12 protein-coding genes and 1 pseudogene are annotated in these 13,153 nt (G+C 44.8%); 9 read left to right on the top strand and 4 right to left on the bottom strand.

Annotated features, from left to right (window positions below; translation table 11 throughout):
* Positions 1-2: 2 nt before the first annotated feature.
* On the bottom strand, positions 3-1,391 hold the full coding sequence (gene dnaA, locus ACGF7G_RS01685) for a chromosomal replication initiator protein DnaA (RefSeq protein ID WP_166296037.1): 1,389 nt from the start codon (positions 1,389-1,391) through the stop codon (positions 3-5).
* Between the two features lie 691 nt (positions 1,392-2,082).
* Between dnaA and rpmH the strand changes: the two genes are divergently transcribed.
* The 5 genes from rpmH (at position 2,083) to mnmE (ending at position 5,930) form a co-directional block, all read left to right on the top strand.
* Positions 2,083-2,223 carry a 50S ribosomal protein L34 gene (gene rpmH / locus ACGF7G_RS01680; RefSeq protein ID WP_036845347.1) on the top strand — a complete coding sequence of 47 codons (141 nt, stop codon included), beginning with the start codon at positions 2,083-2,085 and terminating at the stop codon, positions 2,221-2,223.
* Positions 2,224-2,239: 16 nt separating this feature from the next.
* A complete protein-coding gene (rnpA, locus tag ACGF7G_RS01675) occupies positions 2,240-2,599 on the top strand; it encodes a ribonuclease P protein component (protein ID WP_133814092.1) in 360 nt (119 codons plus the stop codon).
* On the top strand, positions 2,563-2,823 hold the full coding sequence (yidD, locus tag ACGF7G_RS01670; RefSeq protein ID WP_133814091.1) for a membrane protein insertion efficiency factor YidD: 261 nt from the start codon (positions 2,563-2,565) through the stop codon (positions 2,821-2,823). The genes rnpA and yidD overlap by 37 nt, the downstream gene beginning before the upstream one ends.
* A gap of 2 nt (positions 2,824-2,825) precedes the next feature.
* Positions 2,826-4,466, top strand: a complete 1,641-nt coding sequence (gene yidC, locus ACGF7G_RS01665) for a membrane protein insertase YidC (RefSeq protein WP_387463115.1) — start codon at positions 2,826-2,828, stop codon at positions 4,464-4,466.
* A gap of 99 nt (positions 4,467-4,565) precedes the next feature.
* The gene (gene mnmE / locus ACGF7G_RS01660) at positions 4,566-5,930 is read left to right on the top strand and encodes a tRNA uridine-5-carboxymethylaminomethyl(34) synthesis GTPase MnmE (protein ID WP_387463113.1); all 1,365 of its coding nucleotides are present in this window, start codon (positions 4,566-4,568) and stop codon (positions 5,928-5,930) included.
* 107 nt (positions 5,931-6,037) lie between these two features.
* Here mnmE and ACGF7G_RS01655 read toward each other — a convergent pair whose 3' ends face one another.
* The gene (locus tag ACGF7G_RS01655) at positions 6,038-6,556 is read right to left on the bottom strand and encodes a hypothetical protein (protein WP_387463111.1); all 519 of its coding nucleotides are present in this window, start codon (positions 6,554-6,556) and stop codon (positions 6,038-6,040) included.
* A 350-nt stretch (positions 6,557-6,906) separates the two neighbouring features.
* On the opposite strand from ACGF7G_RS01655, the gene ACGF7G_RS01650 reads away from it, so the two are divergent.
* Together ACGF7G_RS01650 and ACGF7G_RS01645 are read left to right on the top strand one after the other, a co-directional pair.
* The gene (locus tag ACGF7G_RS01650) at positions 6,907-7,089 is read left to right on the top strand and encodes a hypothetical protein (RefSeq protein WP_387463109.1); all 183 of its coding nucleotides are present in this window, start codon (positions 6,907-6,909) and stop codon (positions 7,087-7,089) included.
* Between the two features lie 137 nt (positions 7,090-7,226).
* Positions 7,227-8,249, top strand: coding sequence for an Rpn family recombination-promoting nuclease/putative transposase (locus tag ACGF7G_RS01645; protein ID WP_387463108.1), 1,023 nt, complete (start codon positions 7,227-7,229; stop codon positions 8,247-8,249).
* A gap of 26 nt (positions 8,250-8,275) precedes the next feature.
* On the opposite strand, the pseudogene ACGF7G_RS01640 reads toward ACGF7G_RS01645, so the two are convergent.
* Positions 8,276-8,719: pseudogene (locus ACGF7G_RS01640) on the bottom strand (IS982 family transposase); the annotation flags it as partial.
* Between the two features lie 35 nt (positions 8,720-8,754).
* Between ACGF7G_RS01640 and ACGF7G_RS01635 the strand changes: the two are divergent.
* Positions 8,755-9,075, top strand: a complete 321-nt coding sequence (locus tag ACGF7G_RS01635) for a hypothetical protein (RefSeq protein WP_387463107.1) — start codon at positions 8,755-8,757, stop codon at positions 9,073-9,075.
* Between the two features lie 4 nt (positions 9,076-9,079).
* Here ACGF7G_RS01635 and fdhD read toward each other — a convergent pair whose 3' ends face one another.
* The gene (gene fdhD, locus ACGF7G_RS01630; RefSeq protein WP_387463195.1) at positions 9,080-9,910 is read right to left on the bottom strand and encodes a formate dehydrogenase accessory sulfurtransferase FdhD; all 831 of its coding nucleotides are present in this window, start codon (positions 9,908-9,910) and stop codon (positions 9,080-9,082) included.
* Between the two features lie 188 nt (positions 9,911-10,098).
* On the opposite strand from fdhD, the gene fdnG reads away from it, so the two are divergent.
* On the top strand, positions 10,099-13,146 hold the full coding sequence (gene fdnG / locus ACGF7G_RS01625) for a formate dehydrogenase-N subunit alpha (RefSeq protein WP_387463106.1): 3,048 nt from the start codon (positions 10,099-10,101) through the stop codon (positions 13,144-13,146).
* The last annotated feature ends 7 nt before the right edge of the window (positions 13,147-13,153 follow it).

Raw genomic sequence — 13,153 nt, 5'->3', positions numbered from 1 at the left:
CGCTAGGAAGACAATGTTCTGATTAAGTTAGAAAAATCCTCTTTGATGTCATGACTTTCTTCGCGCAGTTGCTCGATTTTACGACAAGCGTGCAGCACGGTTGTATGGTCACGTCCACCAAAGGCATCCCCGATTTCAGGCAAGCTGTGATTGGTTAACTCTTTCGCCAGCGCCATTGCCATTTGCCTTGGTCGGGCAACGGAACGGGAACGCCGTTTGGAAAGTAAATCAGCCACCTTGATTTTATAATACTCAGCGACTGTTTTCTGAATATTATCAATGGTAACCAGTTTTTCTTGCAGTGCTAACAAGTCACGTAATGCTTCACGTACAAAATCAATAGTAATCGCCCGGCCGGTAAAATTGGCATTCGCTATTACCCTGTTCAATGCACCTTCAAGCTCGCGGACATTAGAACGCAGGCGTTTGGCTATAAAGAAAGCGACTTCTCCTGGCAACTGGATTTCGTTTTCGTCCGCTTTTTTCATCAAAATAGCGACACGGGTCTCCAGTTCCGGTGGTTCAATAGCAACGGTTAGCCCCCAGCCAAAACGGGATTTTAACCGATCTTCTACCCCATTGATCTCTTTTGGATAGCGATCTGATGTTAGAATAATCTGTTGATTACCTTCCAGTAATGCATTGAACGTATGAAAGAACTCTTCCTGAGAACGCTCTTTATTGGCAAAAAACTGAATATCATCGATCAGTAACGCATCGACAGAGCGGTAATAGCGTTTGAACTCTTCTATTGCATTGTTTTGTAATGCTTTGACCATATCCTGAACAAAACGTTCAGAATGCATATAAACCACCTTGGCGTTTGCCTTACGTGCCATAATACTGTTACCTACGGCATGTAATAAGTGGGTTTTACCCAAACCTGTACCACCATAAAGGAATAGTGGATTGTAGGCGCCACCGGGGTTATCGGCTACCTGTCTTGCGGCAGCGCGGGCAAGCTGGTTGGATTTACCTTCAACAAAGTTATCAAAATTATGTTTGGGATTAACATTAGAGCGGTAAGACAGCTCTGGTTGTACCGCAGAGTTATCCCAACTGGGACGTACTGAGGCGCTCTGTGGTGCAGGTGTAACCGGTGTATGAGCAACAACCCTCTGTGGTCGGCTGTCGTTTTGGGAAACAGGTTTATTGCCAACTTCGAAACGTAATAACGGTACTTCTGCTCCACAAAAGTCATTCAACAACCCATTGATATTGTTGATATACTTTTCTCTTACCCAATCCAGAACAAACCGATTTGGGGCATAAAGTGCCAGAGTGTTACCACTTAGCTCGGCCTGAAGGGGGCGTATCCACATACTGAATTCTGTGGCAGGTAACTCATCCTGCAATCGGGCAAGACATTGCTGCCAAAGCGAAAGTGACACGGCGGACTCCCCTAAAACAAGGCCAATTAACAATTAAAGAAATCGGAGTGGTTAGCTCATTAATATTGGGTACAAAACAACGATTCCTTCAAGGCAAGGAAGGATCAATTGTCATGTTTATGGCGATTTTTAATGTCATCGCTCACCCATGATCCGCAGATAAGATCCAGATCATGACCTGCGATCATAGCGCAAAAGACGATATAGATCTTCATTCTTTTACACAGTTTAAGCGCTTTTTATCCACAGGTTAAAATTGCCTGTGAAATAAAGGGCTGTAAAAGGTGCTTTAATGTGGTTATGGCATATATCAAACAAAGATCGAGGATAAGCCGATATTTAAGACAAAACCGGACCTATGATCATAATAGAAAACGAAGATCAACGGGTGATCATTGCGCTTTGCTCAACAGTCCGTATAATATTGCACCCTGCGTGCAATGCCAGAGTTTTTTGCCGGTAGTAGCTGGTGAGGGGTTCCGGTGTAAGCACGGGCAGGTTGTTGGTAAACATTCAACTCAGTAGAAAAGCCGGCCGGCTTGTGTCATGCCAATTGACTCATAGCTGTACATTTTATTACAATCCCGCTTCTTTATATTGATGTTGCGATTGAGGCATCGGTGTCTACTTCTCACTGGTTGCCAACGCGTTTACTGAATCAGTAATAATTTTAAGTTAGGTAGAAATCGCTATGAAACGCACTTTCCAACCGTCCGTACTGAAGCGTAACCGTTCTCACGGCTTCCGCACTCGTATGGCCACCAAAAATGGTCGTCAGGTTCTGGCTCGCCGTCGTGCAAAAGGCCGTGCTCGTCTGACCGTTTCTAAGTAATAAAGCTAACCATCTAGTGGTTACGCTCGCTTTTCCGAGGGAGTTACGCTTGTTAACTCCCAAGAATTTCACTTATGTTTTCCAGCAACCCCAACGGGCAAGTTCACCAGAGATTACTATCCTTGGTCGCCTTAATGAGCTGGGGCATCCCCGCATCGGTCTTACTATAGCCAAAAAAAATGTTAAACGTGCTCATGAGCGTAACCGGATTAAGCGGTTGGCCCGTGAGAGTTTTCGTTTGAACCAACATAATTTGCCTCCTATGGATTTTGTGGTATTGGTTAAGAAAGGGGTTGCTGAGCTTGATAACCGTGAGTTAACGGAAGCTTTGGGTAAATTATGGCGTCGTCACTGTCGCTTGGCTCGCGCTTCCTGATCGCATTAATCCGAGGATACCAGTTAGTGATAAGTCCACTGCTGGGACCTCGTTGTCGTTTCAATCCTACGTGTTCTCAATATGGAATTGAGGCGCTGCGCAGGTTTGGGATGATAAAAGGCGGTTGGTTAACGGTGAAACGCATATTAAAATGCCATCCTTTACACGAAGGTGGTGATGATCCTGTCCCACCTGAAAAAAACAACGATAACAGAGAACACTAACGATGGATTCGCAACGTAATCTTCTTCTCATCGCTTTGCTGTTCGTTTCTTTCTTGGTCTGGCAAGCATGGGAAGCAGATAAAAATCCGCAACCAACTACAGTACAGGCCACGCAACAAACGGATATGCCTAGCAGTGAGAATCAGGCAGTGCCAGGCAGTGGAAAAGGTAAACTGATCACGGTTAAAACTGATGTGCTCTCTTTGACCATCAATACTCGTGGCGGTGATATTGAAGAGGCTGACTTGTTAGCCCATCCTGATACCCTGGGTTCAAGCAACCCATTTAAATTACTGGAAACAACATCTGCTTTCACTTATCAGGCACAAAGTGGGTTGACGGGTAAAGATGGCCCGGATAACCCGGCAAATAGTGAGCGCCCGCTGTATACCGCAGCACAGGATAGCTATGTATTGGCGGATGGGCAGGATGAATTACGTATCCCAATGAATTTCGTCGCTAAAGATGGCGTTGTTTATGTCAAAACATTTGTTTTAAAACGTGGTGCATACGCGATTAGTGTGGATTATCGCATTCATAACACGACAGAAAACCCGTTGCAGATGACCTTTTTTGGTCAACTGAAACAGAGTGTTGAATTGCCAAAACATCGTGATACCGGCAGCAATAACTTTGCATTGCATACTTACCGTGGTGCGGCTTATTCTTCAGACGAAACTAAATATAAAAAATACAGCTTTAGCGATATTGAAAGTGAACCGTTATCCGTCACCACTAAAGGCGGTTGGATTGCAATGTTACAGCAATATTTTGCTACGGCCTGGGTGCCCGCTGCTAATGAAACTAGCACTTTCTATACTGCCGCATTAGGTAAAGAGATGGCTGCGATTGGTTATAAAAGTGCGCCAATCTCTGTTGCCGCTAATAGTGAAAAAACGATCGCTTCTACGCTGTGGATTGGCCCGGAAATTCAAGATGAAATGGCTGCTGTAGCACCTCATCTGGATCTGTCCGTGGACTATGGCTGGTTGTGGTTTATTTCTCAGCCGTTATTTAAACTGTTGAAATTCTTGCATGGTTTCATCGGTAACTGGGGCTTCTCCATTATCGTCATTACCTTTATCGTGCGTGGTATCATGTACCCGCTGACCAAAGCGCAATATACTTCAATGGCGAAAATGCGCCTGTTGCAGCCTAAATTAGCGGCTATGCGTGAGCGTATTGGTGATGATAAACAGCGCATGAGCCAGGAAATGATGGCGTTGTATAAAGCGGAGAAAGTGAACCCACTGGGTGGTTGTTTGCCTCTGTTGATCCAGATGCCAATTTTCCTTGCTCTGTATTACATGCTGATGGGTTCTGTTGAATTGCGTCATGCACCGTTCGCTGGCTGGATTAATGACTTGTCTGCACAGGATCCTTATTACATCCTGCCATTGCTGATGGGTATGACTATGTTCGTCATCCAGAAAATGTCGCCGACAACAATCACTGACCCGATGCAGCAGAAGATTATGACCTACATGCCTGTCATGTTCACCATCTTCTTCCTGTGGTTCCCGTCAGGTCTGGTTCTGTACTATATCGTCAGTAACCTGGTGACCATTATTCAGCAGCAACTGATTTATCGTGGGCTGGAAAAACGTGGTCTGCATAGCCGCGAGAAAAAGCCGGCGAAATAAAATATAGCTTTAGTCAGAACGCGTTCTGGCGGTTATAACAGAAAAGGCGGTCATTGGCCGCCTTAACTATTTGAGTTAAAAAGCAAAAGAGAGATAACCATGAATACCACTGATACGATTGTCGCTCAGGCTACCCCACCAGGACGGGGTGGTGTTGGCATTTTACGCGTTTCCGGCCAGAAAGCAGCACAAGTGGCTGAGGTGGTATTAGGGAAATTACCCAAACCCCGTTATGCAGATTATCTGCCATTTCGTGATGCAGATGGCAGTGTGCTTGATCAGGGGATTGCTCTTTATTTTCCTGGTCCCAACTCCTTTACCGGGGAAGATGTACTGGAGCTTCAGGGACATGGTGGGCCGATTATTCTCGATTTACTGCTGAAACGTATTCTGACTTTGCCTGGTGTGCGAATCGCTAATCCGGGTGAATTTTCTGAGCGTGCTTTTCTTAATGACAAACTGGATCTGGCTCAGGCGGAGGCCATTGCTGACCTGATTGATGCCAGCTCGGAGCAAGCTGCTCGTTCTGCGCTGAATTCCTTACAGGGTGCCTTTTCCGATCAGATTCATCAGATGGTGGAAGCACTTACTCACTTGCGGATCTATGTGGAAGCCGCTATTGATTTTCCAGATGAAGAGATCGACTTTCTTTCTGATGGAAAAATCGAAGCCAATTTGGATGAAGTGATGGTTGAACTTGAGCGCGTACGTTCTCAGGCTCGCCAAGGTAGCCTTTTGCGTGAGGGGATGAAAGTCGTTATCGCTGGTCGCCCTAATGCAGGGAAATCCAGTCTGCTTAATGCACTGGCAGGCCGTGAAGCGGCAATTGTGACAGATATTGCGGGCACGACCCGTGATGTGTTGCGTGAACATATCCATATTGACGGTATGCCGTTACATATCATTGATACTGCGGGGCTGCGTGAAGCCAGTGACGAAGTGGAACGTATTGGTATTGAGCGTGCATGGCAGGAGATTGAACAGGCTGATCGTGTACTGTTTATGGTGGACAGTACGACAACCGATGCGGTTGAGCCGGTGGAAATCTGGCCTGAATTTATGGCTCGTCTGCCTGAATTACTTCCTATCACCGTCGTTCGTAATAAAACGGATATGACAGATGAAAAGGTGGATATTATTAAAGTAAGTGGTTACTCACTAATCCGTCTTTCAGCCCGTAGTGGTGAAGGAATAGATTTACTGCGTGATCATCTGAAAGAAACGATGGGTTTCAACAGCAATACGGAAGGTGGCTTTCTGGCCCGTCGTCGCCATTTACAGGCATTAAATACTGCGGCAGAGCATCTACAACAAGGCCATGAACAGCTGGTGGTTGCCCGTTCAGGTGAATTGCTGGCGGAAGAGCTACGTTTGGCACAACAGGCACTGAGCGAGATCACCGGTGAGTTTACCTCTGATGATCTGTTGGGTAGGATTTTTTCGAGTTTTTGTATTGGGAAGTGAGTTGTAAAAGAGAAAAATAAAGTCATTAATTGATTTTAACAGTATATATTCCTTTTGTTACTTTATTTCTCCCCTCATCTCTTAAGAATGCGGGGAATAAAGAAACATTAACGTCCCAGTGCTTTGTTTATTAACCCAATGGCAATATTACAACCATTGGGGTTTGATATTTCTGAGTGTGCGCAATCTACCAACTCTACGGTTATTCTGTCGGCGCATTTTAACTTGTCGATAAAGTATTTTTCATCGTTGGAGAAAAACAACGATGTCGATTTTACTGGTTTCACATCCAGGTAATCGCGGATACGTGAACCAAAGATGCAAATAAAATGCTGAACTGGTAAATTTCTGTCATTAGAAAGTCGCCATGCTACAGTCGCGCCGATACTGAATCCAACCAGTATCACTGGAGTATTGATGTATGTAAGGGAATCCCTTACTTTGTATGTATATTCATCTATTGATGAAACGCTATGAAAATATTCGTACATCGCTTCTTGATTATTTGACGTTTCGTTTTCTTTTTCATAAGGGGAAATGATTAACCCATCACCACCTAAACGTTTTGCAATTAATTTTATGTGCTCTGAAACTCCATGAATATCCGTTAAAAATATAAATTTCATTTAATTCTCATTAGATCAATGATGTAGAAGACTAAGGTGTACGATTTAATCATATAACTAAGTTGATGTTGTATGATTTATTGAATAATAAGTTATTGTAGTTAATTTTATGTTAATATACAATTTCTTATTGACTTCATTGTTATGGAGTTAATTGAATCGAATTTTCATTATCTCTTTACTTAATTCATTATAAGTGAAAAATTTTTTTTATATAATTTAAAGTTGTTAATCATTATTGCCTTAATAACCTCTGGTTTATTGACTGCTTGGTTATGAGGTTCTTGCTGTTATGTTTAACTATGAGATTTTTATAAATTTTACAGATTATATTTACCGGGAATCCTACTTTGAAAATACAAATTATTATTCAGTCTGCTGAACAGAGACCTGATTTAAAAGATGCCGCCGATGGGATTATTTATCATAACTGGCCTTTGTTTATGCAGAATTCTCCAATGGGATATGAGTATTGGAACGAATTATTTAAGCCAGACTTTAGCCGTTTTCAACAATTTGCTATTTTAACCTGAATTTTGCTTAAGAAGGAAATTAGAGTCTCTGAGATGCGATCAACGTTTTTGTCAAAGAACATTCAAAACATCACAGTCCGCTCGATTTCTTGCTTAATATTCCTTCAATATAAAAGAAAATATGCTACCATTCGCCGATGAAGAGAAAAAATACACCAATGCTACATGACGCTGTTTTTAAACAGTTTTTAGGTCATATTGATACGGCCAGAGACTTTCTGGAGATACATTTGCCCGCGACATTACGGGCCGTTTGTGATCTGGATACACTGCGGTTGGAATCCGGGTCGTTTATTGAAGACAATCTGCGGGCGCATTATTCCGACATTTTGTATTCATTGAAAACAGCGCGGGGTGACGGTTACGTGTATTGCGTGATTGAACACCAGAGTTCCCCGGATAAGATGATGGCATTCCGGTTGATGCGTTACAGTATTTCAGCCATGCAACGGCATCTGGAGCAGGGACATGAAAAATTGCCGCTGGTCATTCCGATGTTGTTCTATCACGGGAAAATCCAGCCGTATCCCTGGAGTACCCATTGGCTCGACTGCTTTGATGATCCGGCTCTGGCGAAGGAAATCTATTCCGGTCCATTCCCGCTGGTCGATGTGACGGTGATACCTGATGATGAAATCCTGACGCATAAACGGGTCGCGCTACTGGAAATGGTGCAAAAGCATATCCGGCAGCGAGATATGGCGGAGCTGCTGCAAGAACTGGTTATGCTGCTGACGTATGATTACTATACAGATGAACAGCTAAAAAGCGTGCTAAACTACTTATTACAGGCGGGAGATACCGCTGATCCAGAGGGTTTTATCCGGCGACTGGCAGAACAGTCCCCGAAGTATGAGGAGGTACTGATGACAATAGCGCAGAAACTGGAGCAGAAGGCGCGCCAGAAAGGATTTATTGAAGGGCGTCAAGAAGGGCGTCAGGAAGGGCGTCAAGAAGGGCGTCAGGAAGGGCGTCAAGAAGGACGTCAGGAGGGGCGTCAGGAAGGACGTCAGGAAGGACTCCAGGAAGGATTGCATAAAGGCGAAAAACAGGGGATCCTGAAAATCGCGTGTGCGATGATCGATATGGGTATCGACCGTGAAACGATAATGAAAACTACCGGGTTGAGCCGGAACGAACTTGAGCAAATACGCCGCTAACTCGTGCTGAGAGTTTCTAATCAACCTCAGCTTCGTTTAAAAATAGCGATATCATTATCCTGTAAATTCAAGCTCGGTTTTTTAGGTTGGAATGTATAAGCAATAAGGCCCGCGGCAATTTCCAGCAGAAAACTGAGCTGACTACGATGTCTTGAATGCGCTATCTGAGAAATATTTTTGAGCGGGTTAATGACCGTTTCTATCAAAAAGCGCCGTCTTAACATCAACCTATCCCAGAGCGATAATGCTTTGGCTTTCATGTTACTGCGAACATGCGTGATTAACGTAACGCCTTCCGCTTCCAACTCATCGCATAAAGCCTGTGATAAATACCCTTTATCGCCATATAAACATCCCGTTAACCCTTTTGCCAGCGCTTTGACAGGGTGACGATCATCCTTGTTTCCTGCGGTTAATTTTACGGCCAAAAGTTCACCACAATCATTGATAATCAGATGAAGTTTTACGCCGAGGTGTGCTTGCCCGTGGAAAAGCGGAAGCGAAAATGTTGTTGGCATTATCAGTAACGGTATCTCCTGAATTTCGCGGGAAGAATTTACCGGCATTGCTTATTGGTGGTTTAAAGCAAGTTGCCATTAACGCCGGGTTTAAAGGGCTGGTTGTTCTAGTCAGACCAACGTTAAAGAAGAACTATCCATTACAGGATTTTGCACAATACTGTAAATGGAAAAATGACAACAATGAACCTTTTGATCCGTGGATTCGGATGCATTGGCGGTTGGGAGTGAGAATTGTTCAACCTGCCATGCATTCAATGTATAAGGTTATTACATTGAACCCAACTTATGGATGTTTTACTGCCTGAATGATTAATCTATTAACCGTTCAGGATGAGTATAAACCGTCGCCCTGCCGGGTTTGCAGAAACCAACCAATGTCAGATTACATCGATCAGCGACTTCCACTGCCAGTGAAGTCGCTGCTGAAACAGCAAACAAAATTTCAACGCCACAGGTAGCAGATTTTTGTACCATTTCATAACTGGCGCGGCTAGATACCAGAACCGCACCTTGTTGCCAGCCTGTTTTTGCTTTCATTCCCAGTATCTTGTCCAGCGCAACGTGACGACCTACATCTTCGCAGCCACCTAATAACTCACCTTCCGGATTGATCCAACCAGCCGCGTGAGTACAGCCCGTCATTGCACCAATATCCTGAATATTGGTCAATTGAGAGAGAGCATAGTCAAGATGGCTTAATGAAAAGGTTTGCGTGAAAGGCAATGGGATAATCGGGCGGAAAATATCAGAAAGTTGTTCCGTACCGCAGATCCCGCACCCCGTCCGTCCTGCCATATTGCGCCTGCGCTCTTTCAACCCAGCAAAGCGGCGGCTGGAAAGCTCTATTTGCAGCTCAATTCCGCCACGACAATTGATGAGAATATCAATGCCACGAATTTCTTGTTGAGATTCAATAATGCCTTCAGAAAGTGAGAACCCAACAGCGAAATATTCGAGATCTTTAGGGCTGGCCATCATTACGACATGTGAGATACCGTTGTAGACTAAAGCCACTGGAATTTCTTCTGCAACCCAATCCGCTTTTAGTGTGTTGAGATGATGCTTTTGTTGCACATTTGTTTTTTTTGCACCCTTAATCACATCAAATTGTAACAACTTCCCTGATCTTGTGTTATGCATATGCATTAGACGAAATACCTAATAGTGTTGTTACATAATAATTATGTGGAAAAAAGAGTCTATACTATTTATCAGGCAATGAATCTGATCCCGCTATGGAAAGTGATTAATAAATAGAGAACACATTCAAGATTTTTCCCGTGAGGGAATGGACAGTTGTTTAAGACAATGTGAGTGAGGAGATTCCCATGCAAGTCAGCAGAAGGCAGTTCTTTAAGATCTGCGCTGGCGGTATGGCAGGTACGACGGTGGCAGCGTTGGGCTTTGTTCCAACCACAGTTCTTGCACAAACACGTAACTATAAACTATTGCGTGCGCGTGAGACCCGAAATACCTGTACGTACTGCTCTGTCGGTTGTGGACTGTTGATGTACAGCCTTGGCGATGGCGCAAAAAACGCGAAAGAAAGTATTTTCCATATTGAGGGTGATCCTGATCATCCGGTGAATCGAGGCGCACTTTGCCCTAAAGGAGCAGGTCTGATTGACTTTATCCACAGCGAAAGTCGTCTGAAATATCCAGAATACCGTGCTGCTGGTTCTGACAAATGGCAACGTATCTCTTGGGATGAGGCATTTGATCGCATCGCTAATTTAATGAAAGCCGATCGTGATGCCAATTTTGTTAAAACCAACAAAGAGGGTGTCACCGTCAATCGCTGGCTGACGACAGGTATGCTGTGCGCATCTGCTTCCAGTAATGAAACAGGCTATTTGACTCAAAAATTTAGTCGCGCTCTCGGTATGCTTGCCGTAGACAACCAGGCGCGTGTCTGACACGGACCAACGGTAGCAAGTCTTGCTCCAACATTTGGTCGCGGTGCGATGACCAACCACTGGGTTGATATTAAGAACGCGAATCTGATTGTCGTGATGGGAGGTAATGCAGCTGAAGCCCATCCGGTGGGATTCCGCTGGGCAATGGAAGCAAAAATCCATAATAACGCCAGGTTAATCGTGATCGATCCACGTTTTACCCGTACAGCATCTGTAGCGGATTTCTATACACCAATTCGTTCCGGTACCGATATTGCTTTCTTGTCAGGTGTGATTTTATACCTGTTAACCAACAATAAGATTAATCACGAATATGTTGAGGCGTACACCAACGCCAGTCTTATCGTGCGTGAAGATTACTCGTTCGATGATGGTTTATTCAGTGGTTATGATGCAGAAAACCGTAAATATGACAAAACCAGTTGGAACTATGCACTGGATGAAAATGGTTTTGCCAAACGTGATATCACACTAAGCCATCCTCGCTGTGTATGGAACCTGTTAAAAGAGCACGTTAGCCGCTATACGCCCGATGTCGTCAGCGATATTTGTGGTACACCAAAGGATGATTTCCTGAAAGTCTGTGAATATATTGCAGAGACTTGCGTTAAAGACAAAACCGCGTCCTTCCTGTACGCACTGGGTTGGACTCAACACTCAGTAGGTGCACAGAACATCCGTACTATGGCAATGATCCAATTGCTGTTAGGCAACATGGGGATGGCGGGGGGTGGTGTTAACGCATTGCGTGGTCACTCGAATATTCAGGGATTGACTGATTTGGGGCTGTTGTCGCAGAGCTTGCCGGGATATCTGACACTGCCGTCAGAAGAACAAACCGATCTGCAAACTTACCTACAGGCAAATACACCGAAACCTCTGTTGCCAGGTCAGGTTAACTACTGGGGTAATTACCCGAAATTCTTTGTCAGCCTGATGAAGAGTTTCTACGGTGATAACGCCCGTCAGGATAACGATTGGGGTTTTGACTGGTTGCCTAAGTGGGACAAAAGTTATGACGTCCTGCAATTTTTCGAAATGATGTCGAAAGGTGAGGTGAATGGCTATATTTGCCAGGGCTTTAACCCGGTTGCTTCATTCCCGGATAAAAACAAAGTGGTTGATGCCCTGTCGAAGCTGAAATTCCTGATCACTATCGACCCGCTTAATACTGAAACGTCAACTTTCTGGCAGAACCACGGTGAATTTAACGAAGTTGATTCATCCAAAATTCAGACAGAAGTTTTCCGCTTGCCGTGCTGTTGTTTCGCAGAAGAAAACGGTTCAATTGTTAATTCTGGCCGCTGGTTGCAATGGCACTGGAAAGGGGCTGATGCTCCGGGAGAAGCTATTGGTGATGCTGAAATTCTTTCTGGTATCTTCAAACGTATGCGGGATATGTATCGTGCAGAAGGAGGAATATTACCCGAGCAGGTACTGAATATGACCTGGGATTACTTTAACCCGGATAGCCCCACTTCGGAAGAGGTGGCTCAGGAGAGTAATGGCCGGGCTTTGGTTGATCTGATTGATGCTGATGGCAACGTCATGGTGAAGCAAGGCCAGCAATTGACCTCTTTTGCCCAATTACGTGATGACGGCACGACCGCCAGTGGTTGTTGGATCTTTGCTGGAAGTTGGACGCCGGAAGGCAACCAGATGGCTCGTCGAGATAACTCTGATCCGTCAGGTTTGGGTAATACGCTGGGGTGGGCTTGGGCGTGGCCGTTAAACCGTCGTATTTTATATAACCGTGCATCGGCTGATCCGCAGGGTAAACCGTGGGATGTGAAACGTCAGTTATTGGCGTGGAGTGGGGCTAAGTGGCATGGGGCTGATATTCCTGATTACAGTGTGGCTGCACCGGAAACCGATGTGGGTCCGTTTATCATGCAGCCGGAAGGCATGGGACGTCTGTTTGCGATTGATAAGATGGCGGAAGGGCCGTTCCCTGAACACTACGAACCCTTTGAAACGCCGTTGGGTACCAATCCGTTGCATCCGAATGTGGTATCCAATCCGGCTGCCCGTGTGTTCAAAAGTGACTTTGAGGCTATGGGTAAGGCAGATAAATTCCCCTACGTGGGAACCACTTACCGCCTGACTGAACATTTTCACTACTGGACAAAACATGCATTACTGAACTCGATTATCCAGCCTGAGCAGTTTGTGGAAATCGGTGAAAAACTGGCTGAGAAGAAAGGTATCAAGCACGGTGATACTGTCAAAGTCAGTTCAAACCGTGGCTACATTAAGGCGAAAGCGGTCGTCACCAAACGTATTCGGACTCTGCATGTGCACGGACGTGAAGTGGATACTATCGGTATTCCCATTCATTGGGGTTTTGAAGGTGCGGCTAAAAAAGGCTTTATTGCTAATACGCTGACACCTTTTGTTGGTGATGCGAACACACAAACGCCTGAATTCAAAGCGTTCCTGGTTAACGTGGAAAAGGTGTAAGGGGGAA

Origin of the sequence: Photorhabdus sp. RM323S (assembly GCF_042879375.1) — a bacterium.
In the GTDB taxonomy this organism is placed as follows: domain Bacteria; phylum Pseudomonadota; class Gammaproteobacteria; order Enterobacterales; family Enterobacteriaceae; genus Photorhabdus; species Photorhabdus tasmaniensis.
This window is presented reverse-complemented; position numbering and strand designations above follow the sequence as displayed.